The organism is Streptomyces sp. B21-105 (genome assembly GCF_036898465.1).
GTDB lineage: Bacteria > Actinomycetota > Actinomycetes > Streptomycetales > Streptomycetaceae > Streptomyces.
On the sequence record NZ_JARUMJ010000001.1, the window covers coordinates 5,735,362 to 5,755,043 of the forward strand.

The window sequence follows — 19,682 nt, forward strand, 5'->3', positions numbered from 1 at the left end:
CTGCCCGCGGCACTGTGCCGTCAATCGTTCTGCAATGGCCGGTTTGTTGTCCAGCGGCATTCCGAGGCAATGAACATGTGTTGTGCAAGTGCAACATCGGCGATCATGCCCGCCGCGGTCGCCCGCAGTCGTCCTCGGCACGTCCGCGGCCGCCCGCAGGCCGCCCTCGTCCCGTCCGCACCCCTGTCACCCCGCCCGACGTCCCCGTACGGGTTCACCCGGATTGGAACCGGGAGGCCGTCATCCGCGAGGATGGGACCATGACCGCCCAGATTCTCGATGGCAAGGCCACCGCGGCCGAGATCAAGTCCGAGCTGACCGCCCGCGTGGCGGCGCTGAAGGAGAAGGGCGTGACGCCCGGACTCGGCACGATCCTCGTCGGCGCCGATCCCGGCAGCCAGAAGTACGTGGCCGGCAAGCACCGCGACTGCGCCGAGGTCGGCATCGCCTCCATCCAGCGCGAACTGCCGGACACGGCCACCCAGGAGGAGATCGAGGCGGTCGTCCGCGAACTGAACGACGACCCCACCTGCACCGGTTACATCGTGCAACTGCCGCTGCCCAAGGGCATCGACGAGAACCGCATCCTGGAGCTGATGGACCCGGCGAAGGATGCCGACGGCCTGCACCCGATGAACCTCGGCCGGCTGGTGCTGGGCGAGCCCGCCCCGCTGCCGTGCACACCCAATGGCGTCCTCACGCTGCTGCGCCGGTACGGCGTCGAGATCAAGGGCGCGGAGGTCGTGGTCGTCGGCCGCGGCGTCACCATCGGCCGGCCGATGCCGCTGCTGCTGACCCGGCGCAGCGAGAACGCGACGGTGACGCAGTGCCACACCGGTACCCGGGACCTGTCGGCGCATCTGAAGCGGGCCGACGTCATCGTCGCCGCCGCCGGCTCGGCCCACCTGGTGCGGGCCGAGGACGTCAAGCCGGGCGCGGCCGTGCTCGACGTCGGCGTCTCGCGCAGCGCGGAGGGGAAGATCGTCGGCGACGTCCACCCGGACGTCCGCGAGGTGGCCGGCTGGATCTCCCCGAACCCCGGCGGGGTGGGCCCGATGACCCGCGCCCAGCTGCTCGTCAACGTGGTCGAGGCGGCGGAGCGCAGTGTCGGCTGACGGCGGCTCCGGAAAGCCCGACGGCATGGACGGCACCGGCGGCATCGGCGGCATCGGCGGCATCGGCGGCACCGACGGCATCGGCGGCACCGACGACCGTGTCAACGGCGGCGGCACTGTGGCCGACGGCGACGACATCGAGGTGCGGGATCCGATCAGTGCGCCCGACGCCGACGGTGTGCCGCGCCGCACCACCCGCCGCTTCCCCAAGTTCACCCGGGACACCGCGCGTCCCGAGGGCGCCGGGCGGGCCGCGCCCGGCGACGCGCTGGCCGCCCGGCAGTGGCCGATCATCGCCGTGCTGGGCATCGCAGCGCTCGGTCTGCTGGTGACCGCGCTCGGCCAGTTCCGGGTCGGCACGATCCTGATCGGCGTCGGTCTGCTGACCGGCGCGGTCCTGCGCTGGACGCTGCCCGGCGTCGGCATGCTCGCGGTGCGCTCCCGCTTCACCGACATCGTGACCTACGGAGTGCTCGGCACGGTCATCGTCCTGCTGGCGCTGATGGCGCAGCCCGGTCCGTGGCTGCAGATCCCGTTCCTCAAGGACACCCTGCACTTCACGGTCAGCAGCAGCTGACGGCACGCGAACGGCGGCCCGTCCTCATCCCCCGAGAAGGACGGGCCGCCGACGCGTTCCACGCTCCCTCATCACGAACAACCTGTTCAACAGCTGTCCGGACGCTGTGGCACGGAAGTGACCGTTCCGCCATCGTGCGCGCGCCCTGCCACAGTCGCCCCCGGCCGGGGAACCGAGGGGCCGCCCCGCGTCGTCCCCTCAACGGACCGAAGGGAAGGTGGGTGGGATGGGCGCCTGGCAGCCGCTGCCGGACGGGCTGCCGTCGGAGGTACGGCACTTCGTGGAACAGCTGCGGCAGCTCAAGGACGGTACGGGCCTCAGCCTCGCCGCGCTGGGCGCGCGCACCGCGTACAGCAAGTCGTCCTGGCAGCGGTATCTCAACGCCGTCCAGCCGCCGCCCCGGCAGGCCGTCGCTGCGCTGTGCCGGGTCGCGGGACTGGTCGGAGCGGAGGCCGAACGGCACGTCGTGCGCTGGGAGTTGGCGGTCGAGGCCTGGCCACGGCCGACGCCGGCCAGCCCGGCCGAGGCCTACGAGGACGATCCGACGATCCCCTGGTGGGACCGGCTCGAGGAGCCCGCCCCGCAGCCCGCGCCCGGACCGGTCGGACGGCTCCTGCTCTACGCTGCCCTGCTCCTGCTGGCGCTGCTCCTCGCAGCCGTCGGCGGCGCGGTCGCCTTCGGCTGAGCGGCCGTCACGACTCCGCCGACGCCCCGAGGCCGGCGCCGCGCACGCCCTGAAACGGGCGCGGGCAGAACCGTCCTGAGAAAAAGCGCTCCGCGCAGGAATAGCCGCCTCCGCTCCGGGAAGGCGGACCCGTAACCCCCACGGGAGTCCGGCGCGACCCGGCACCCCCACACGGCGGCCGCCGATCCCCCTCTCCCGGACCGGCGGCCGCCGCGTCGTGCGGGTCTCCCGTAGGCCGAGACGCATTCTGTGAAGCGGGCCACACAAGCCCCGGACGTCGGGCCTCCCGGATGCGCGATAGCCTGACCGCTGATCGGATCTCTTGATACCAAGAGATCGATCATTTGTACGTCCCACCCGGGGCAGGGACGCCCCACCGACAGCTGTCATACGGAGAACGCCATGACCCGCACTCCCGTGAACGTCACCGTGACCGGCGCGGCCGGCCAGATCGGTTACGCCCTGCTCTTCCGCATCGCCTCCGGCCAGCTGCTCGGCGCGGACGTGCCCGTCAGGCTGCGCCTGCTGGAGATCACCCCGGCGCTCAAGGCCGCCGAGGGCACCGCCATGGAGCTGGACGACTGCGCGTTCCCGCTGCTTCAGGGCATCGACATCACCGACGACGCCAGCGTCGCCTTCGACGGCGCCAACGTGGCCCTTCTCGTCGGCGCCCGCCCGCGCACCAAGGGCATGGAGCGCGGTGACCTCCTCGAGGCCAACGGCGGCATCTTCAAGCCGCAGGGCAAGGCCATCAACGACCACGCCGCGGACGACATCAAGGTTCTCGTCGTCGGCAACCCGGCCAACACCAACGCCCTGATCGCCCAGGCCGCCGCGCCGGACGTACCGGCCGAGCGCTTCACCGCGATGACCCGCCTCGACCACAACCGCGCGCTGACCCAGCTCGCGAAGAAGACGGGCTCGACGGTCGCCGACATCAAGCGCCTGACGATCTGGGGCAACCACTCGGCCACCCAGTACCCGGACATCTTCCACGCCACGATCGCCGGCAAGAACGCCGCCGAGGTCGTGAACGACGAGAAGTGGCTGGCCGAGGACTTCATCCCGACCGTCGCCAAGCGCGGCGCGGCCATCATCGAGGCCCGTGGCGCGTCCTCCGCCGCGTCCGCCGCCAACGCCGCCATCGACCACGTCCACACCTGGGTCAACGGCACCGCCGAGGGCGACTGGGCCTCCATGGGCATCCCGTCGGACGGCTCCTACGGCGTCCCGGAGGGCCTGATCTCCTCCTTCCCGGTCACGGTGAAGGGCGGCGTCTACGAGATCGTCCAGGGCCTCGAGGTCAACGACTTCTCCCGCTCCCGCATCGACGCGTCGGTGCAGGAGCTGGCGGAGGAGCGCGAGGCGGTCCGCGCCCTCGGCCTGATCTGAGCCTGACCTGAACGCAAAGCGATCCCCGGACGGTCCGACCGTCCGGGGATCGCTCGCGTTCGCCTGCGCGTTCAGCTCTGCTTGAGGGCGTCCACGAAGCTCGCCCACGCGCCGAGCCCGAAGAGGACCGCCCCGCGCTCGGGGTTCTTGCTGTCCCGGACCGGGACGACGGCCGGGATGTGATCGGCGACTTCGAGGCATTCGCCGCCGGTGGTGTTGCTGTAGCTGGACTTGCGCCAGGTCACTTGACTCAGGTCGAGGGCTCGCACGGCACTTCCTCCAACATCCGCGTGATGAACTTCTGCGACTCGGCCGGAGAAAGCGCCAGGTCGCGCACCGAATCGTACGCATGTTGCAGCTCCTCGACCGAGCCGATTTCCTCGATCAGTTCGCCTCGCACGTCGTTCTCCGTGTAGGCCACGGTACGGGCGTCGGGCAGGCGAAGGAACATCATCGAGGTGTTCATCAGCGGGTGAGGACCGGCGCTGAACGGCAGGACATGGAGGGTGATCCCCGGCCGCTCGGAGACCGCTACCAGGTGCTCCAGCTGATCCCGCCACGCCTGTGCGTCCCTGAGCCGGGTGCGCAACACCGCCTCCGAGAAGATGGCACGGAACTTTGGCGCACCCTTCTCCTCCAGCAACTTCCGTCGCCCCATCCGTGCTTCGACTTGCTGATCCAGCTCGTCCCCCAACAGGCCACCCGCGGTGAGCGCTTCGCGTGCGTAGGCAGGCGTCTGGAGCAGCCCAGGCGGTGCGGACACGCCGTAGTGCCACAGGCTCAGCGCCTCCGCCTCCAGGTCCATGTACCTGCGGTACTGCTCCTTGAACTGGCTGTTGTCGCCCATCGCGACTTCCCACAGGGCCAGCAGCAGTCCCGGTGTTCCGTAGTGCGTGTCCAGGGCTTCGACGACCTCAGGGCTGCCCAGGTTCGTCCCGCTCTCCATCTTGCCGAGGGTGGACGAGTCCCAGCCCAGGCGTTCGGACAGTTCCCGCAGGCTCTCGCCGCGGCCGTTGCGCAGCAGCCGCAGTTCCTCCGCGAAGCGTTTGCGGGGCTGCTGACTGCGGCCGGTGACCACTCGTCTCGCAGGCATGGGGCGACTCCTTCGCGTCTCTGAGTGGCGACGGGAACACAAAGAGTAATCCAACCCTCCGTGGAGTTCGGCCCACTCGCTCACCCCGGTACTATTTGTCCATTTATGCGAGCAAGTTCCGTGACGCGGCGCACTTTCGGCCGCGAATTGCGCATGCAATCGAAGGCCGGGGGCAGGTGGACGCGGTCTCCCGAGTGACCCGCGGGTGACGTAGGGGGACGGAACAGGAACGGAAGGCAACGCCGATCATGGCCGACAGGACCGAACCGCTGTACACGCCGGAGCTGCGGGAGCACTGGACGATTCACTCGGGCGGAGAGTGGCGGGAAGCCGTCTCCGGCGCCACGCGCGAGATCGTCGACCCCGCGGACGGCCGTCCCTTCGCCGTGGTCGCCGAAGGCGACGAGAAGGACACCGACCTGGCCGTCGCGGCCGCCCGTGCCGCCTTCGACGCGGGCGAGTGGCCGCACACCCCCGCCGCCGAGCGCGCGGCCCTGCTGCACCGGGTCGCCGACCTCCTCGTCCGCGACCGTGAACGGCTCGGCCTGCTGGAGAGCCGGGACGCGGGCAAGACGGTCGAAGAGGGTCGCGTCGACATCGACTGCGTCGCCGACGCCTTCCGCTACTTCGCGGGCCTGGTGGCCGCCGAGCCGTCGGGCCGGGTGGTGGACGCGGGATCGGCCGACGTCCACAGCGTCGTCGTCCATGAGCCGGTCGGCGTGTGCGCGCTGATCACGCCCTGGAACTACCCGCTTCTCCAGGCGAGTTGGAAGATCGCCCCGGCGCTGGCGGCCGGCAACACGTTCGTCGTCAAGCCGAGCGAGATCACGCCGCTGACCACGGTCGCGCTGATCGACCTGCTCGCCGAGGCGGGGCTGCCCGCCGGTGTCGCGAACATCGTCACCGGACCCGGCCACACGGTCGGCGCCCGGCTCGCCGAACACCCCGACGTCGACCTGGTGTCGTTCACCGGCGGCCTGGTCAGCGGGACGAAGGTCGCGCAGGCCGCCGCGCCCACCGTCAAGAAGGTCGCCCTCGAACTCGGCGGCAAGAACCCCAACGTGGTCTTCGCCGATGCCTGCGCCACCGACGAGGGGTTCGACACCGCCGTCGACCAGGCCCTCAACGCGGCTTTCATCCACAGCGGGCAGGTCTGCTCGGCGGGCTCCCGGCTCATCGTCGAGGAGTCGGTCCGCGATCGTTTCGTCGCCGAACTCGCCCGCCGGGCCGGGAAGATCCGGCTCGGCCGCGGCACCGAGGACGGCGTCGAGTGCGGCCCGCTCGTCTCCGAGCAGCAGCGCGCCAAGACCGAGGAGTACGTGGCCTCCGCGCTCGACGAGGGCGCGGTGCTGCGGTCCGGCGGCAGGCGGCCCGAACCCTCCCCGCAGCGGCCCGGGTCGGGCTACTTCTACGAGCCCACCGTCCTCGACCGCTGCCACCGCGAGATGCGCGTCGTGCGGGAGGAGGTCTTCGGACCGGTCCTCACCGTCGAGACCTTCCGCACCGAGGACGAGGCCGTCGCTCTCGCCAACGACACCGAGTACGGCCTCGCGGGCGCCGTCTGGACCGCCGACGCCGGCCGCGCGCGGCGGGTCGCCGGCCGACTGCGGCACGGCACCGTCTGGATCAACGACTTCCACCCCTATCTGCCGCAGGCGGAGTGGGGCGGCTTCGGCAAGAGCGGCGTGGGCCGCGAACTCGGCCCGGCCGGACTCGCCGAGTACCGCGAGGCCAAGCACGTCTACCAGAACCTCGCGCCGAAGCCCGTCCGCTGGTTCGCGGGCTGACCGGCCGGCAGGCCCCGCAGTCCCCGCAGAGCCCGGCCGTCTCCCGCCCCGAACGCATTTCGCCCCGAACGCACTTCGCACAGACTTCGCACGCCCCTGGAGTACCCCCCATGCCAGAGAGCTCACCCGTCTATGACTACGTGATAGTCGGCGGCGGAACCGCCGGTTCCGTCATCGCGTCCCGGCTCACCGAGAACCCCGACACCACCGTCGCCGTCATCGAGGGCGGCCCCAGCGACGTCGGCCGCGACGACGTCCTCACCCTGCGCCGCTGGACCGGTTTGCTCGGCGGCGAACTCGACTACGACTACCCGACCACCGAGCAGCCGCGCGGCAACTCCCACATCCGGCACAGCCGGGCCCGCGTCCTCGGCGGCTGCTCCTCCCACAACACGCTCATCGCGTTCAAGCCGCTGCCGTCCGACTTCGACGAGTGGGAGGCGGCGGGCGCCGAGGGCTGGGGCGCGGTCCCGATGGAGGCGTACTACGCGCGCCTGCTGAACAACATCGTCCCGGTCGACGAGAAGGACCGGAACCCCATCGCCCGCGACTTCGTCGACGCCGCGCGGCAGGCGACCGGAGTGCCCCGCGTCGAGGGCTTCAACAGCAAGCCCTTCGACGACGGCGTCGGCTTCTTCGACCTCGCCTACCACCCCGAGACCAACAAGCGGTCGTCCGCCTCCGTCGCCTACCTCCACCCGGTGATGGACGAACGGCCCAACCTGACGATCCTCCTGGAGACCTGGGCGTACCGGCTGGAGCTGGACGGCACGCGCGCGCGGGGCGTGCACGTGCGCACCCGGGACGGCGAGGAGATCCTCGTCCGCGCCCGGCGCGAGGTCGTGCTCTGCGCCGGCGCGATCGACACGCCCCGGCTGCTGCTGCACTCCGGCGTCGGCCCCAAGGCCGACCTGGACGCGCTCGGCATCCCCGCCGTCCACGACCTGCCCGGCGTCGGTGAGAACCTGCTCGACCACCCCGAGTCGGTCATCGTCTGGGAGACCCACGGCCCGCTCCCGGAGAACTCCGCGATGGACTCCGACGCCGGCCTGTTCGTGCGCCGCGACCCCGAACACCGGGGCCCCGACCTGATGTTCCACTTCTACCAGGTCCCCTTCACCGACAACCCCGAGCGGCTGGGCTACGAACGCCCCGCGCACGGCGTGTCGATGACCCCCAACATCCCCAAGCCGAAGTCCCGCGGCCGGCTCTCCCTGCGGAGCGCCGACCCGGCCGTCAAGCCCGCCCTGGACTTCCGCTACTTCACCGACGAGGGCGACTACGACGCCCGCACCCTCGTCGACGGCATCCGCATCGCCCGCGAGATCGCGAAGACCGAGCCGCTGGCCGGCTGGCTGGGGCGCGAGGTCGCCCCCGGCCCGCACATCACGGGCGACGAGGAGCTGAGCGAGTACGCGCGCAAGGTCGCGCACACCGTCTACCACCCGGCCGGCACCTGCAAGATGGGCGCCGCCGACGACGAACTAGCCGTAGTTGACCCCCAGTTGCGAATCCGTGGACTGGACGGCATCCGCATCGCGGACGCCTCCGTGTTCCCGACCATGACAGCCGTGAACCCGATGATCGGCGTGCTGATGGTCGGCGAACGGGCCGTGGACCTGATCGGAGGCAATGCCTGATGAGTACCGACCCGAGCACCGACACCCCTACCGACACGACCACCTTGAGCACCGACACGAGCGCCCCTACGGCCATCGAGGAGCGTCCGCCGGTCTTCTCGGTGGACGGCCTGTGGAAGGTGTTCGGCCCGAAGGCCGAGAGCGTCCCCGCCGATCCCGAACTGACCTCGCTGCCCCCCGCGGAGCTCCGCTCCCGCACCGGCTGCACCGCCGCCGTCCGGGACGTCTCCTTCGACGTGCGCAAGGGCGAGGTCTTCGTCGTCATGGGCCTGTCCGGATCCGGCAAGTCCACCCTCGTCCGCTGCCTGACCCGGCTCATCGAGCCGACCGCAGGCAGGATCGCCATGGAGGGCGAGGACGTGCGCGCCATGGACAAGAACCGGCTGCGCGAACTGCGCCGGCACCGGGCCGCGATGGTCTTCCAGCACTTCGGCCTGCTCCCGCATCGCACCGTCGTCGACAACGTGGCCTACGGCCTGGAGATCCAGGGCGTCGGCAAGGCCGAGCGGCGCGCCCGGGCCCGGCAGGTCGTCGAGAAGGTGGGCCTGGAGGGCATGGAGCACCGCAGGCCCAGCGAGCTGTCCGGCGGGCAGCGCCAGCGCGTCGGACTGGCGCGCGCGCTCGCCGTGGACCCCGAGGTCCTGCTCTTCGACGAGCCGTTCAGCGCCCTCGACCCGCTGATCCGGCGCGACATGCAGGAGGAGGTCGTCCGGCTGCACCGGGAGGAGGGCCGCACGATGGTCTTCATCACCCACGACCTCAGCGAGGCCCTGAAGCTCGGCGACCGCATCGCCCTCATGCGCGACGGCCAGGTGGTGCAGCTCGGCACCCCCGAGGAGATCGTCGGCTCGCCCGCCGACGACTACGTCCGCGAGTTCGTCCGCGACGTCCCGCGCGAGCAGGTCATGACGGTCCGGCGGGCCATGCGGGCCGGCGAGTGCGGCGGCCCCGGCCACCCGGGCGCGCTCGCCGCCGACGCGGTGGTCGCCGAGGCGATCCAGGTCGTGTCGCGCAGCCACAAACCCGCGTGCGTCGTGGAGAACGGCCGGTGTCTGGGGGTCGTCGATCATGAACGGCTCCTGGACGTCGTGGCCGGGACGGAGCTCCGCAAGGAGGCGGTCTGACATGGCTACGGTCACCGCACCCGCCCCCCGTGTCTCCCTGCCGGGGGTCCTCAAACACCGTTCGGTCGCCAAGCTCGCGCTACTGGCGCTCGCCGCGGCGGTCCTCGTGCCGCTCGCCAACGCCCAGTGGGCCAGCGGCAGTTGGCCCGCCACCCTCACCGTCGACCTCACCGAACCGCTCGGCAAGGCCAGCGACTGGATCATCGACAACCGCGACAGCCACCCGCTGTTCCTCTACGGCTTCGGCTACGTCAGCAACGCCGTCGTACTGTGCGTGCGGGCCGTCTACCTCGTGCTGCTCGCGGCCGGCTGGGCGGGCGTCACCGGCGCCGCCGCGCTGGTCGCCTGGCGGGTCGCCGGCGTGCGGCTGGCCGTCGGCACCGCTGTCGCGTTCCTCGCCTGCGGACTGCTCGGCATGTGGATCCCGACCATGCAGACACTCGCGCTGATGGTCGTCGCGGTCCTGGTGTCGGTCGCCGTCGGCGCCGTGCTCGGCCTCGCCGCCGGGCTCTCGGACCGGATGGACCGCATCCTGCGCCCCGTCCTTGACACCATGCAGGTACTGCCCGCGTTCGCCTACCTGCTCCCGGTCGTCCTGATCTTCGGCATCGGCGTTCCCGCGGCCGTCCTCGCCACCGTCGTCTACGCCGCGCCGCCGATGGCCCGGCTCACCTCGCTCGGGCTGCGCGGCGCCGACAAGGAGGTGCTGGAGGCCGTCGAATCGCTGGGTTCCACCGCACGCCAGCGCCTGCTCACCGCGCGCATCCCGCTGGCCCGCAGGGAGCTCCTGCTCGGCCTCAACCAGACGATCATGATGGCGCTGTCCATGGCGGTCATCGCCTCGGTGATCGGCGCGGGCGGCCTCGGCGACCGCGTCTACCAGGCGCTCGCCTCGGTCGACGTCGGCGCGGCCCTCGCCGCCGGCATCCCGATCGTCCTCCTCGCCGTCGTCCTGGACCGGGTCACCGGCGCGGCCGGCGACGGTGACGGCGACCCCGGCGCCGGAACCCGGCGCGGCGGCCTCTCGCGCCGCGCGGGCTGGGCGGCCGCGCTCGCCGCCACCGTCGTCGTCGCGGTCGCCGTACGGCTCGCGGGCCGCCTCGACTGGCCCGACGCCTGGACGCTGAACATCGCCGAGCCGGTCAACCGGGCCGTCGACTGGATGACCGACCACCTCTACTCCGGGGTGCCCGTGATCGGCGGCACCGCCGACTGGGCCGGCCACTTCACCACCTGGGTCCTCGACCCGCTGCGCGACGGCCTCCAGGGCCTGCCCTGGTGGTCGGTGCTGCTGATCGTCGCCGCGCTCGCGTGGGTGATCGGCACCTGGCGCACCGCGCTCACCGCCGTCCTCGCTATGGCCGCGATCGGCGTCCTCGGCGTGTGGAAGCCGTCGCTCGACACGCTGTCGCAGGTCCTCGCCGCGGTCGCCGTCACCCTCGTGCTGGGCTTCGCGACCGGTATCGCGGCCGCCCGCAGCGACCGCTTCGAACGGCTGCTGCGGCCCGTCCTCGACGTCTTCCAGACGATGCCGCAGTTCGTGTACCTGATCCCGGTCGTCGCGCTGTTCGGCGTCGGCCGCGCGCCCGCCGTGGCCGCCGCGGTCGTGTACGCGCTGCCCGCCGTCGTCCGCATCACCGCCCAGGGCCTGCGCCAGGTCGACCCGGCCGCCCTGGAATCGGCCCGCTCGCTCGGCGCGGGCAGCGGCCAGCAGATCCGCCAGGTGCAGCTCCCGCTGGCCCGCCCGGCCCTGCTGCTCGCGCTCAACCAGGGCGTGGTGCTGGTCCTCGCCGTCGTCATCATCGGCGGTCTGGTCGGCGGCGGCGCGCTCGGCTACGACGTCGTCTTCGGCCTCGCCCAGGGCGACCTCGCCACCGGTCTGGTCGCCGGCGCGGCCATCGTCTGCCTCGGCCTGATGCTCGACCGGGTGACCCAGCCGACCGAACGCCGCACGAAGAAGGGGGCGTGACATGCGCATCCGTAACACAGCGACAGCGGCAGCGACCGCGACCGTGGCAGGCGTGTCCGCGCTGCTCCTGCTGACCGGCTGCGGCGCCGCCGACATGACCAAGCAGGCCTCGCCGTTCGCGAACGCCCAGGGAGCCAAGTCACTGACCCTGTCCGTGCAGTCCTGGGTGGGCGCCCAGGCCAACGTGGCCGTCGCCCAGTACCTGCTCGAGCACGAGCTCGGCTACCGCGTCGACACCGTGAAGGTGGACGAGGTGCCCGCCTGGGACGCGCTCAGCCAGGGCCGGGTCGACGCGATCCTGGAGGACTGGGGCCACCCCGAGCAGGAACAGCGCTACGTCAAGGACAAGAAGACGATCACGCCCGGCGGCGACCTCGGCGTGACCGGGCACATCGGCTGGTTCGTGCCGACGTACTTCGCCAAGCAGCACCCGGACGTCACGAACTGGAAGAACCTCAACAAGTACGCGGCGCAGTTCGCCACCGCGGAGAGCGGCGGCAAGGGCCAGCTCCTGGACGGCTCGCCCTCCTACGTCACCAACGACAAGGCACTGGTGAACAACCTGGACCTGGACTTCCAGGTGGTGTTCGCCGGTTCGGAGGCCGCCCAGATCACCCAGATGCGGCAGTTCGCCAAGGCGAGGAAACCCTTCCTCACCTACTGGTACTCGCCGCAGTGGCTCTTCAAGAAGGTCCCGATGACCGAGGTGAAGCTGCCCGCCTACAAGGAGGGCTGCGACGCCGACCCGGCGAAGGTCGCCTGCGCCTACCCGCACACCCCGCTGCAGAAGTACCTCAACACCGGCTTCGCGAAGGACGGCGGCAAGGCGGCCGCCTTCCTGAAGAGGTTCAAGTGGACGACCGAGGACCAGAACGAGGTGTCCCTGGCCATCGCCGACCAGAAGCTGACGCCGGAGGAGGCCGCGAAGCAGTGGGTGGACGGCCACGCCTCCACGTGGAAGGCGTGGCTGTCCTGAGCACATCGGGTGCGGCGGGTGCGGCGGGTGCGATGAGCACGGTGCGCGCGGCGGGTGCGTCGAGTGTGCTGACCGCTGCCGTTACGCCAGTCCTGCGCTGATCTCCCGCAGGGCGGCTGCCGCCCGCTGCTGGAGTCCCGGCCCGAACGTGACGCGTGTGGCCCCGAGTTCGCCGAGACCGGCGGGCGAGGGGCCTTCGCCGTCCACCCGGCCGCCCACGTTCACCGGGCCCTGGATCCCCGACCGCAGCAACGGCAGCAGGCGGGTGGGCGCGCCGATCGGGTAGACGCAGTCGGCGCCGGCCGCCACATAGAGCGCGGCCCGCTCGATGGCCCGCTCGACGGCCCGTTCGGGGGCGCCGGCGTCGTCGCCGTACTCGAAGACGTCCACGCGCGCGTTCACGAAGAGCAGGTCGCCCGCCGCCGCCCGCACCCGCGCCAGCCACTCGGCGTGCTCCCGCGGGTCCTTCAGGGTCCCGTCGGTGGAGTCCTCCAGGTTGCAGCCGACCGCGCCCGTCTCCAGCAGCCGCTCCACCAGTTCCTTCGGCGCCAGCCCGTACCCGTCCTCGACGTCCGCCGACACCGGCACGTCCACCGCCCGGACGATCCTGGCGACCGCCGCGAACATCTCGTCCGCCGGGGTCTGCCCGTCGGCGTACCCGAGGGAGGCGGCGACACCCGCGCTGGGCGTCGCGAGGGCCGGGAAGCCCGCCTCGGCGAAGACCCGGGCGCTGGCCGCGTCCCACGGTCCCGGCAGGACCAGGGGGTCGCCCGGCAGCCGGCCGCGGTGCAGCCGCCGGAAGTCGTCCGCCTTGCTCATGGCGTGCGCTCCTCGCGGTCGAAGGGGGCCGTGCGGCTCACCGGTGCTGCCCCGGGCGGTAGTGCCCCGGCGTCATCCGGCACGTCACGCCGAACCGGTTCCAGGCGTTGATCACCGTGATCGAGGCGATCAGCTGCGCGAGCGCGGGCTCGTCGAAGTGCTCGGCCGCCCTCGCGTACACCGCGTCCGGCACGAAGCCCTCCGTCAGCACCGTCACCGCCTCGGTCAGCGCCAGCGCCGCGAGCTCCTGCTCCGTGTAGAAGTGCGCCGACTCCTCCCAGGCGCTGAGCTGGACGATCCGCTCGACGCTCTCGCCCGCCGCGAGCGCGTCCTTGCTGTGCATGTCGACGCAGAGCGCGCAGCGGTTGAGCTGCGAGGCCCGGATCTTCACCAGCTCCAGCAGCGTGGGGTCGAGGCCCTTCCGGGCGGCGGCGTCCAGCCGGATCATCGCCTTGTACACCTCGGGGGCGTGCGCGGACCAGTCGAGCCGGGGGGTGTGCTCGGGCGCGTGACCCGGCCGCTCGCCGGTGGCCGGGGCGGGGGAGCCGACCGCCGGGCCGGGGGTGGGGCCGGTCGAGGGGCTGGTCATGGTGCTCGTCGCGGGGCTGGGCGCGGTGTTCGTCGTGGTGGCCGGGGCGGGGGCGTCGGTCGTCATGCCTTCGACCCTAGGTGTCAGGCAGCCCAGGAGTATGGTCCATTCCCATGGCGAAATCATGGGCCACTTTCGGGGTCGACCTGCATGTGGAGCCGACCGGGCCGCAGGTGCGGCGGGGTCTGACCGAGGGTCTGCGCGAGGCCGTCCGCGGCGGCCGGCTGCCGCCCGGCACCCGGCTGCCCTCCTCCCGCTCCCTCGCCGCCGACCTGGGCATCGCCCGCAACACGGTCGCCGACGCCTACGCCGATCTGGTCGCCGAGGGCTGGCTCACGGCCCGCCAGGGCTCGGGCACCCGGGTGTCCGAACGCCGCGTCGTGCCTCCGGCGGGCTCGCCGCCCCGCCGTCCCGCAGACCACCGGCCCCCCCACGACCTGCGGTCGGGCAGCCCCGACCTCGCCTCCTTCCCGCGCGGCGCATGGCTCAGGGCGGCCCGCCGCGCCCTCGCCGCGGCCCCCTCCGACGCCCTCGGATACGGCGACCCGCGCGGCCGGGTGGAACTGCGCACGGCCCTCGCCGGCTACCTCTCCCGCTCCCGCGGGGTGCGCGCCGACCCCGAACGCGTCGTGGTGTGCGCCGGGTCCTCGCACGGCCTGCGCCTGCTCGCGAAGGTCCTGCGGGCGCGCGGGGCGAAGTCGATGGCCGTCGAGTCGTACGGCCTGGACGAGCACTGGCGACTGCTGGCGGCGGAGGGGCTGGTCACCACCGCCCTGCCGTTCGACGAACGCGGCACGGACCCGGCGGCCGGGCCGACGGACGCCGGCGCGGTCCTGCTGACGCCCGCCCACCAGTTCCCGATGGGCGTGCCGCTGCACCACGACCGCCGGGCGGCCGTCGTGGACTGGGCGCGGCGCACCGGCGGTCTCGTCCTGGAGGACGACTACGACGGCGAGTTCCGTTACGACCGCCAGTCCGTCGGCGCACTCCAGGGGCTCGACCCCGATCACGTGGTGTACCTGGGCACGGCGAGCAAGTCGCTGGCCCCCGGCCTGCGGCTGGGCTGGATGGTGCTGCCGCCGGGTGTGGCGGAGGAGGTGGCGGCGGCCAAGGGCGGGGTGGACAGCTGCGGGGTCCTTGACCAGCTGACGCTCGCGGAGTTCATCGCCTCGGGCGCGTACGACCGCCATGTGCGGGCCATGCGCACGCGCTACCGCCGCCGCCGCGACGCGCTGGTCGCCGCCCTGGCCGACCGGGCCCCCGCGATCCGCGTCACCGGCATCGCGGCGGGCCTGCACGCCGTCCTGCGCCTGCCGCCGGGCACGGAGGCGGCCGTGGTGCGGGCGGCGGCCCGGCAGGGTCTCGCCGTCGACGGTCTCACCCCGCGCCACCGGCACCCGGGCGCGGTGGCCGCCCCGCTCGACGCCCTGGTCGTGGGCTACGGCACCCCGCCGGACCACGCCTGGTCCGGCGCGCTGGACGCCCTGTGCGCCGCTCTTCCCGTCGGCGACAACGGCTCCGGAATTCTTTTTCCCGGATAGATTTCCGGGAATTTCCCGGATACAGTCACACCATGACGAACAGTAATTCCGTGTCCCGTGCAGTGTCCCGTGTGGCGCTCAAGAAGGTTACTCCCGATGTCTCCGCCGCGATGGGCTCCCTGCACGGCGCGGCTGTTTCCGCCGCCCGGGACGCCAAGGTCGAACCCGAGATCCTGGAGCTGGTCAGGATCCGCGCCTCGCAGCTCAACGGCTGCGCGTTCTGCCTCGACATGCACACCAAGGACGCCCGCGCCGAGGGCGAGACCGAGCAGCGCCTCTACGCGCTGAACGCCTGGCGGGAGACCCCCTTCTTCACCGAACGCGAGCGCGCCGCACTGGCGTTGACCGAGGCCGTGACCCTGGTGCACGACGGCCACGTGCCCGACGCGGTGTACGCCGAGGCGGCGGAGGTCTTCGACGAGGCGCAGCTCGCCGCGCTGATCTGGGCGGCCACCGTCATCAACGCCTACAACCGCATCGCCGTCGCGACACGCATGGTCCCGGGCGCGTACCAGCCGGCGAAGAAATAACGAGAAAACCGGCAGAGCCGACGGAATGGCAGAGGGAATTCAATGAAATGCGAAATGCGGGCACCGGTCCTGTCGGCCGGCGCCCGTGTTTCTTTCTGTTCCGCGGTGTTTCGGGGTCTTCTTCTCTCCCGTTCCAGACTCGGGCTATATTCGCGGCAGTGGCTCGCCCATGGAATCCAGCCACCGTCGCCATTCCGGCGCCCGTACCGCAGGCCCGGGAGTGATCGGGCCTCCCGCCCAGGCCGTGACCGGGCGGATGCCGTGCAGTGCGTTCACCAGCCACACCTCCCGCCCGTCCAGCTCGGCGGGCGTCCGTTCGCGGTGGACGACCCGGACGCCGAGGCGGTGGGCCCGTTCCTGGATCAGCCGGCCGGTCACCCCGGCCAGGACCGGCAGCCGGGGCGGCGGCAGGCACAGCGTGTCGTCCTCCCACCACAGGACGCTCGCGGTGGCCGCCTCCAGCACCGCGCCGGACGGCGTGACCAGCACCGCCTCCGTCGCGCCCGCACCGGACGCCCGGCGGCGCACCCTGGCGAGCGCGTCCAGGTCGGGGCCCTTGCGGCGGGGCATGGTCCGCGGGTCGGGCTGGCCCGCGGCCCACACCCGGACGTCGGGCTCGAGCTGCGGGGCGTGACGCAGCAGCAGCCGCAACTCCAGGGAGCCGGCGGCGAGTTCCACCCGGGGGAACCACTCGCCGCACCGCGGAAGGGCGGCCGTCATGTCCCGCCAGAACTCCACCAGCCGGCGCAGCGGCGGACCGCTGCACTCGCCGCAGGCCCGCAGGAACCGTTCCCGGTGCCGTTCCAGGCCGCGCACCCTGCCGTCACGCACCAGCCACGAGTCGGCGACGAGCAGCCGCCCGCCGGCCTCGGCGCCCGGCCTCAGCCCTCCGGCCGACGTCCACCCCGACAACCCCTCCACCATCGTCGCCTGCGCCGTCGACTGGGTCATCGCCTGCGTCATCGCCTGCGCCGTCGTCCGCGTCATCGCCTGTTCCTCTCCGACCGTCCCGCTCAGTACTTTCCGCCCGCCGCCGCCGGAGCCCCGCCCCGGGGCCCGTACGGCGCGTGCTCCAGCCATGACCCGCACGAGGGCAGTACCGGCGCGAGGGCCGCCGCCGCCCGCTGCCGGAGCCGTACGGTCCGCCGCCGGGGGCGCAGATGTTCCAGCGCGCGCCCCGCGGCGTCGCTGTTGAACAGTCCCGCCGCCCGCCGCGTCCCGGCGAACTCCTCGACGGCCCGGTCGGTGCCGGCCGCGACGGCCTCGGCCGCCGCCACCGCGTCGGCGATCCCGCTGTTCATGCCGCGCGCCCCGAACGGCGGGAACAGGTGCGCCGCCTCACCGACGAGCAGCACCCGCCGGTGCGGGTCGGTGAACGAGGCGGCGACCTTGCGCAGGAAGCGGTACGTCGACACCCACAGGATCCGCCCGTCCAGCCCGGCGTCCCCGCCCCTGCCCCCGCCGTCCCCGGGCCCGTAGTCGTCGCCGACGACCGCCGGCAGCCACCGTCGTACGGCCTCCTCGGCGCCGAAGTCCTCCTCCGCGTCGTCGTCGCGGCACTGCAGGTCGACCTGGAAGCCCCCGGTGAACGGCACCCGCATCACGCTGCGGCCGCCCACCCCCGGATGCTCGTAGTGGAAGACCCGCTCCAGCGGCAGTTCGGCGCCGGGCACATCGGCCACGTCCACCACCACGTGGAAGCCCTCGCCGCGCACGCCCTCCATGGCGATGCCCAGCCCGCGCCGGACCGCCGAGCGGGCCCCGTCGGCGGCGACGACGTGCCCGGCATGCCACTCCCGCCCGTCCGCGCCGCTCAGCACGGCCCCGTCCGGCGTGGTGCGGACGTCCGTGACGCGCGCCCCCCACACGAACTCGACGCCGGCCCGCGCACAGGCGGCGCGCAGGAACCGCTCGGTGTCCACCTGCCGCAGACTGGTGAACGGCGGCAGGGCCGTCGAAGGGCCGGAGCGGGGCGGGAAGGTGCGGGCGTACACCTCACGGCCCCGGTACAGGGTCCGCCGGGTGTGCCAGGTGCGCCCGTAGGCGGTGATCTCGGCGGCCAGCCCCGGCGCCGCCCCGTCGAGCAGCGCGAGGGTCTCGCGGTGCACGAACAGGGCGCGGCTGCCCGGCCGTTCACGGTCCTCGGGGTCCGCCTCCAGCACCAGCACGGGCAGCCCGTGCGCGCGCAGCGCGAGCGCCGCCGACAGACCCACCGGGCCCGCGCCCACGACGACGGCCGCCTTCACGCGGGCACGCTCCGCGGCGTCCCGGTCAGCATGCGGGTGATCTCCACCCGCTTCACCTTCCAGGTCGCCGTCATCGGCAGCTCCTCGAACCGCCACTGCCGCGGCTCGGCCATCACGGGCAGATCGGCGGTGGCCGTCCGCCAGCGCTCCGGATCGAGCGGCTGCTCGCCCCGCACGCACACCACCGGCACCGGCTCCCGGTCCGCGCCGGGCACGATGACCACCTCGCGCAGCTCCTCCAGACGCTCCATCAGCGCGTCCTCGACCTCCAGGCTGCTGTGCACGGCGTCGATCCGGTCGATCTCACGGTCGATCAGCCGCAGCGCTCCCAGCCGGCTCAGGACGCCCATGTCGCCCATCTGCCACCACCCGTCGTCGAGTTGGCGCTCGTACTGCGCCCGCGCGCCGAGGTAGGTGAGGATGCGGCCCCGGGTGCGCGCCTCGATCCGGCCGGGCGTGCCGGGCGCGACGGGCCTGCCGTCGGGGTCGGTGATCCGCAGCCGGGTGAAGCCGGGGATGCCCGTTCCGACCCGGCGGCCGTCAGCCCGCTGCGCGCTGCGCCGGGTGAACCACTGGACCGCGACCGGCCCCGTCTCGCTCTGCCCGTACAGCTGGACCAGCCAGGGCGCGCGGCGTTTCGACGCGCCCAGCAGCCGGCGCACGGTGCGCGGGTGGATCGCGTCGAACGTGGAACCGTACGACTTCACCCGGGACAGCGGCGCGCCGGGCGCGTCGGCCAGCTCCTCCCACAGCACGAACGTGTTGGGGTGGGTCTCGACGATGCCGGGCCGGTGGCGGACCAGCAGCGGCCGTACGGCGGCCGGGTCCGGGTCGGTGATCAGCACGAGCGGGCTGCCGAAGCGCAGCAGGACGCCGAGCAGGTGGTAGAAGCGCGAGTGCACGAACGACATGTGCAGCGCGGCCGTCTCGCCGCGGGTGGGCCAGCCCATCGCCTGCTGCGGGACGAGCCGGTTCCACATGGTGTTCGGGCAGTGCACGGCCAGCTTGGGGACGCCGGTGGTGCCGGAGCTGTGGGTGATCAGCGCGGGCTCGCGAGGGTGCAGCCGCACGGGCGGAGGAGGCCCGTCGGCGGTGAACCCGGCCAGCGGTTCGGCGCCGGGCGCGTCGTCGACGGACAGCGTCCGCCGCACGTGGACGTCGACGCCCGCCAGCGGACCTTCCAGCTTGGCCCGGTCGGTGATCAGCCAGGGCTCCCGCAGCCGTTCCAGCAGCTGCCCGACGACCGGGCCGGCGAGGCCGGGGGAGAGCAGCACGGGCACGGCGCCGATCCGGGAGATCGCGCAGGTCAGCAACACGATGTCGACGTTGTCCGTCTTGTGCAGCGCCACCTGCTCGGAGGGCCGCACGCCGGCCGCCCACAGCCGGCCCGACAGCTCCTCGACCACGTCGGCGAGGACCGCGTAGTCGAGGTCGACACCGAGGCCGGGATGGGTGTCCAGCGGCCGGTCCAGGGTGACGAACACGGCGCCGTGCCGGTCGGCCGCCCGCCGGAACAGCGGGCCCAGATAGAACCCGCGGTCGGCGAGCAGACGTTGCTGCGACATGTGACTGTTCCTTTCGGCCGTACGGGGGCGACCC

Annotated in this window: 18 protein-coding genes; 11 read left to right on the plus strand and 7 right to left on the minus strand. The window is 72.7% G+C overall.

The genetic code is table 11. The features are described 5' to 3' along the window. The first annotated feature begins 260 nt into the window (after positions 1–260). The 4 genes from QA802_RS25990 to QA802_RS26005 all read left to right on the plus strand — a co-directional run bounded on the left by QA802_RS25990 (position 261) and on the right by QA802_RS26005 (position 3,769). On the plus strand, positions 261–1,115 hold the full coding sequence (locus QA802_RS25990; protein ID WP_319164409.1) for a bifunctional methylenetetrahydrofolate dehydrogenase/methenyltetrahydrofolate cyclohydrolase: 855 nt from the start codon (positions 261–263) through the stop codon (positions 1,113–1,115). After that, positions 1,105–1,692 carry a DUF3017 domain-containing protein gene (locus tag QA802_RS25995; RefSeq protein WP_334527208.1) on the plus strand — a complete coding sequence of 196 codons (588 nt, stop codon included), beginning with the start codon at positions 1,105–1,107 and terminating at the stop codon, positions 1,690–1,692. Before QA802_RS25990 ends, QA802_RS25995 begins: the two co-directional genes overlap by 11 nt. A gap of 226 nt (positions 1,693–1,918) precedes the next feature. Further along, positions 1,919–2,377 (plus strand): helix-turn-helix domain-containing protein, encoded by a 459-nt coding sequence (locus tag QA802_RS26000; RefSeq protein ID WP_334527211.1) that lies wholly within the window; start codon positions 1,919–1,921, stop codon positions 2,375–2,377. A gap of 402 nt (positions 2,378–2,779) precedes the next feature. After that, positions 2,780–3,769, plus strand: a complete 990-nt coding sequence (locus tag QA802_RS26005; RefSeq protein WP_334527214.1) for a malate dehydrogenase — start codon at positions 2,780–2,782, stop codon at positions 3,767–3,769. 71 nt (positions 3,770–3,840) lie between these two features. Here QA802_RS26005 and QA802_RS26010 read toward each other — a convergent pair whose 3' ends face one another. Beyond that, positions 3,841–4,038, minus strand: coding sequence for a DUF397 domain-containing protein (locus QA802_RS26010; RefSeq protein WP_334527217.1), 198 nt, complete (start codon positions 4,036–4,038; stop codon positions 3,841–3,843). Then, positions 4,020–4,862, minus strand: coding sequence for a helix-turn-helix domain-containing protein (locus QA802_RS26015; RefSeq protein ID WP_334527220.1), 843 nt, complete (start codon positions 4,860–4,862; stop codon positions 4,020–4,022). The genes QA802_RS26010 and QA802_RS26015 overlap by 19 nt, the downstream gene beginning before the upstream one ends. A gap of 248 nt (positions 4,863–5,110) precedes the next feature. On the opposite strand from QA802_RS26015, the gene QA802_RS26020 reads away from it, so the two are divergent. From QA802_RS26020 to QA802_RS26040, 5 genes are all read left to right on the plus strand, one after another. After that, positions 5,111–6,649 (plus strand): aldehyde dehydrogenase family protein, encoded by a 1,539-nt coding sequence (locus QA802_RS26020; RefSeq protein WP_334527223.1) that lies wholly within the window; start codon positions 5,111–5,113, stop codon positions 6,647–6,649. Positions 6,650–6,759: 110 nt separating this feature from the next. Continuing rightward, the gene (locus QA802_RS26025; protein WP_334527226.1) at positions 6,760–8,289 is read left to right on the plus strand and encodes a GMC family oxidoreductase; all 1,530 of its coding nucleotides are present in this window, start codon (positions 6,760–6,762) and stop codon (positions 8,287–8,289) included. Next, positions 8,289–9,413, plus strand: a complete 1,125-nt coding sequence (locus tag QA802_RS26030) for a quaternary amine ABC transporter ATP-binding protein (protein WP_334527229.1) — start codon at positions 8,289–8,291, stop codon at positions 9,411–9,413. Before QA802_RS26025 ends, QA802_RS26030 begins: the two co-directional genes overlap by 1 nt. A gap of 1 nt (position 9,414) precedes the next feature. Then, complete coding sequence (locus QA802_RS26035) at positions 9,415–11,382, plus strand: ABC transporter permease (protein WP_334527231.1); 1,968 nt, start codon at positions 9,415–9,417, stop codon at positions 11,380–11,382. 1 nt (position 11,383) lies between these two features. Next, a complete protein-coding gene (locus QA802_RS26040) occupies positions 11,384–12,358 on the plus strand; it encodes an ABC transporter substrate-binding protein (RefSeq protein ID WP_334527234.1) in 975 nt (324 codons plus the stop codon). Positions 12,359–12,439: 81 nt separating this feature from the next. On the opposite strand, the gene QA802_RS26045 is transcribed toward QA802_RS26040, so the two are convergent. Beyond that, positions 12,440–13,177 carry an isocitrate lyase/PEP mutase family protein gene (locus QA802_RS26045; RefSeq protein ID WP_334527237.1) on the minus strand — a complete coding sequence of 246 codons (738 nt, stop codon included), beginning with the start codon at positions 13,175–13,177 and terminating at the stop codon, positions 12,440–12,442. Between the two features lie 37 nt (positions 13,178–13,214). Continuing rightward, positions 13,215–13,766 carry a carboxymuconolactone decarboxylase family protein gene (locus QA802_RS26050; RefSeq protein WP_443042294.1) on the minus strand — a complete coding sequence of 184 codons (552 nt, stop codon included), beginning with the start codon at positions 13,764–13,766 and terminating at the stop codon, positions 13,215–13,217. A gap of 113 nt (positions 13,767–13,879) precedes the next feature. Between QA802_RS26050 and pdxR the strand changes: the two genes are divergently transcribed. Together pdxR and QA802_RS26060 are read left to right on the plus strand one after the other, a co-directional pair. After that, the gene (pdxR, locus tag QA802_RS26055) at positions 13,880–15,307 is read left to right on the plus strand and encodes a MocR-like pyridoxine biosynthesis transcription factor PdxR (protein WP_334527242.1); all 1,428 of its coding nucleotides are present in this window, start codon (positions 13,880–13,882) and stop codon (positions 15,305–15,307) included. Positions 15,308–15,339: 32 nt separating this feature from the next. Further along, positions 15,340–15,837, plus strand: coding sequence for a carboxymuconolactone decarboxylase family protein (locus QA802_RS26060; RefSeq protein ID WP_334527245.1), 498 nt, complete (start codon positions 15,340–15,342; stop codon positions 15,835–15,837). A 144-nt stretch (positions 15,838–15,981) separates the two neighbouring features. Here the strand turns inward: QA802_RS26060 and QA802_RS26065 are convergent, their stop codons facing one another. The 3 genes from QA802_RS26065 to QA802_RS26075 all read right to left on the minus strand — a co-directional run bounded on the left by QA802_RS26065 (position 15,982) and on the right by QA802_RS26075 (position 19,648). Then, positions 15,982–16,761, minus strand: coding sequence for an aminotransferase class IV (locus tag QA802_RS26065; RefSeq protein ID WP_334534886.1), 780 nt, complete (start codon positions 16,759–16,761; stop codon positions 15,982–15,984). Between the two features lie 89 nt (positions 16,762–16,850). After that, complete coding sequence (locus QA802_RS26070) at positions 16,851–18,083, minus strand: FAD-dependent monooxygenase (RefSeq protein WP_334527248.1); 1,233 nt, start codon at positions 18,081–18,083, stop codon at positions 16,851–16,853. Then, on the minus strand, positions 18,080–19,648 hold the full coding sequence (locus tag QA802_RS26075; protein ID WP_334527251.1) for a class I adenylate-forming enzyme family protein: 1,569 nt from the start codon (positions 19,646–19,648) through the stop codon (positions 18,080–18,082). The genes QA802_RS26070 and QA802_RS26075 overlap by 4 nt, the downstream gene beginning before the upstream one ends. Positions 19,649–19,682: the final 34 nt, after the last annotated feature.

Excerpts from the sequence above, each read along its gene's own strand:
- QA802_RS26050 (WP_443042294.1), bottom strand. The coding sequence starts at position 13,766 with ATGACCAGCCCCTCGACCGGCCCCACCCCCGGCCCGGCGGTCGGCTCC.
- QA802_RS26025 (WP_334527226.1), top strand. The coding sequence starts at position 6,760 with ATGCCAGAGAGCTCACCCGTCTATGACTACGTGATAGTCGGCGGCGGA.
- QA802_RS26035 (WP_334527231.1), top strand. The coding sequence starts at position 9,415 with ATGGCTACGGTCACCGCACCCGCCCCCCGTGTCTCCCTGCCGGGGGTC.
- QA802_RS26020 (WP_334527223.1), top strand. The coding sequence starts at position 5,111 with ATGGCCGACAGGACCGAACCGCTGTACACGCCGGAGCTGCGGGAGCAC.
- QA802_RS26065 (WP_334534886.1), bottom strand. The coding sequence starts at position 16,761 with ATGGTGGAGGGGTTGTCGGGGTGGACGTCGGCCGGAGGGCTGAGGCCG.
- QA802_RS26000 (WP_334527211.1), top strand. The coding sequence starts at position 1,919 with ATGGGCGCCTGGCAGCCGCTGCCGGACGGGCTGCCGTCGGAGGTACGG.
- QA802_RS26015 (WP_334527220.1), bottom strand. The coding sequence starts at position 4,862 with ATGCCTGCGAGACGAGTGGTCACCGGCCGCAGTCAGCAGCCCCGCAAA.
- QA802_RS26045 (WP_334527237.1), bottom strand. The coding sequence starts at position 13,177 with ATGAGCAAGGCGGACGACTTCCGGCGGCTGCACCGCGGCCGGCTGCCG.
- QA802_RS26030 (WP_334527229.1), top strand. The coding sequence starts at position 8,289 with ATGAGTACCGACCCGAGCACCGACACCCCTACCGACACGACCACCTTG.
- pdxR (WP_334527242.1), top strand. The coding sequence starts at position 13,880 with ATGGCGAAATCATGGGCCACTTTCGGGGTCGACCTGCATGTGGAGCCG.
- QA802_RS26060 (WP_334527245.1), top strand. The coding sequence starts at position 15,340 with ATGACGAACAGTAATTCCGTGTCCCGTGCAGTGTCCCGTGTGGCGCTC.
- QA802_RS26075 (WP_334527251.1), bottom strand. The coding sequence starts at position 19,648 with ATGTCGCAGCAACGTCTGCTCGCCGACCGCGGGTTCTATCTGGGCCCG.
- QA802_RS26040 (WP_334527234.1), top strand. The coding sequence starts at position 11,384 with ATGCGCATCCGTAACACAGCGACAGCGGCAGCGACCGCGACCGTGGCA.
- QA802_RS26005 (WP_334527214.1), top strand. The coding sequence starts at position 2,780 with ATGACCCGCACTCCCGTGAACGTCACCGTGACCGGCGCGGCCGGCCAG.
- QA802_RS25990 (WP_319164409.1), top strand. The coding sequence starts at position 261 with ATGACCGCCCAGATTCTCGATGGCAAGGCCACCGCGGCCGAGATCAAG.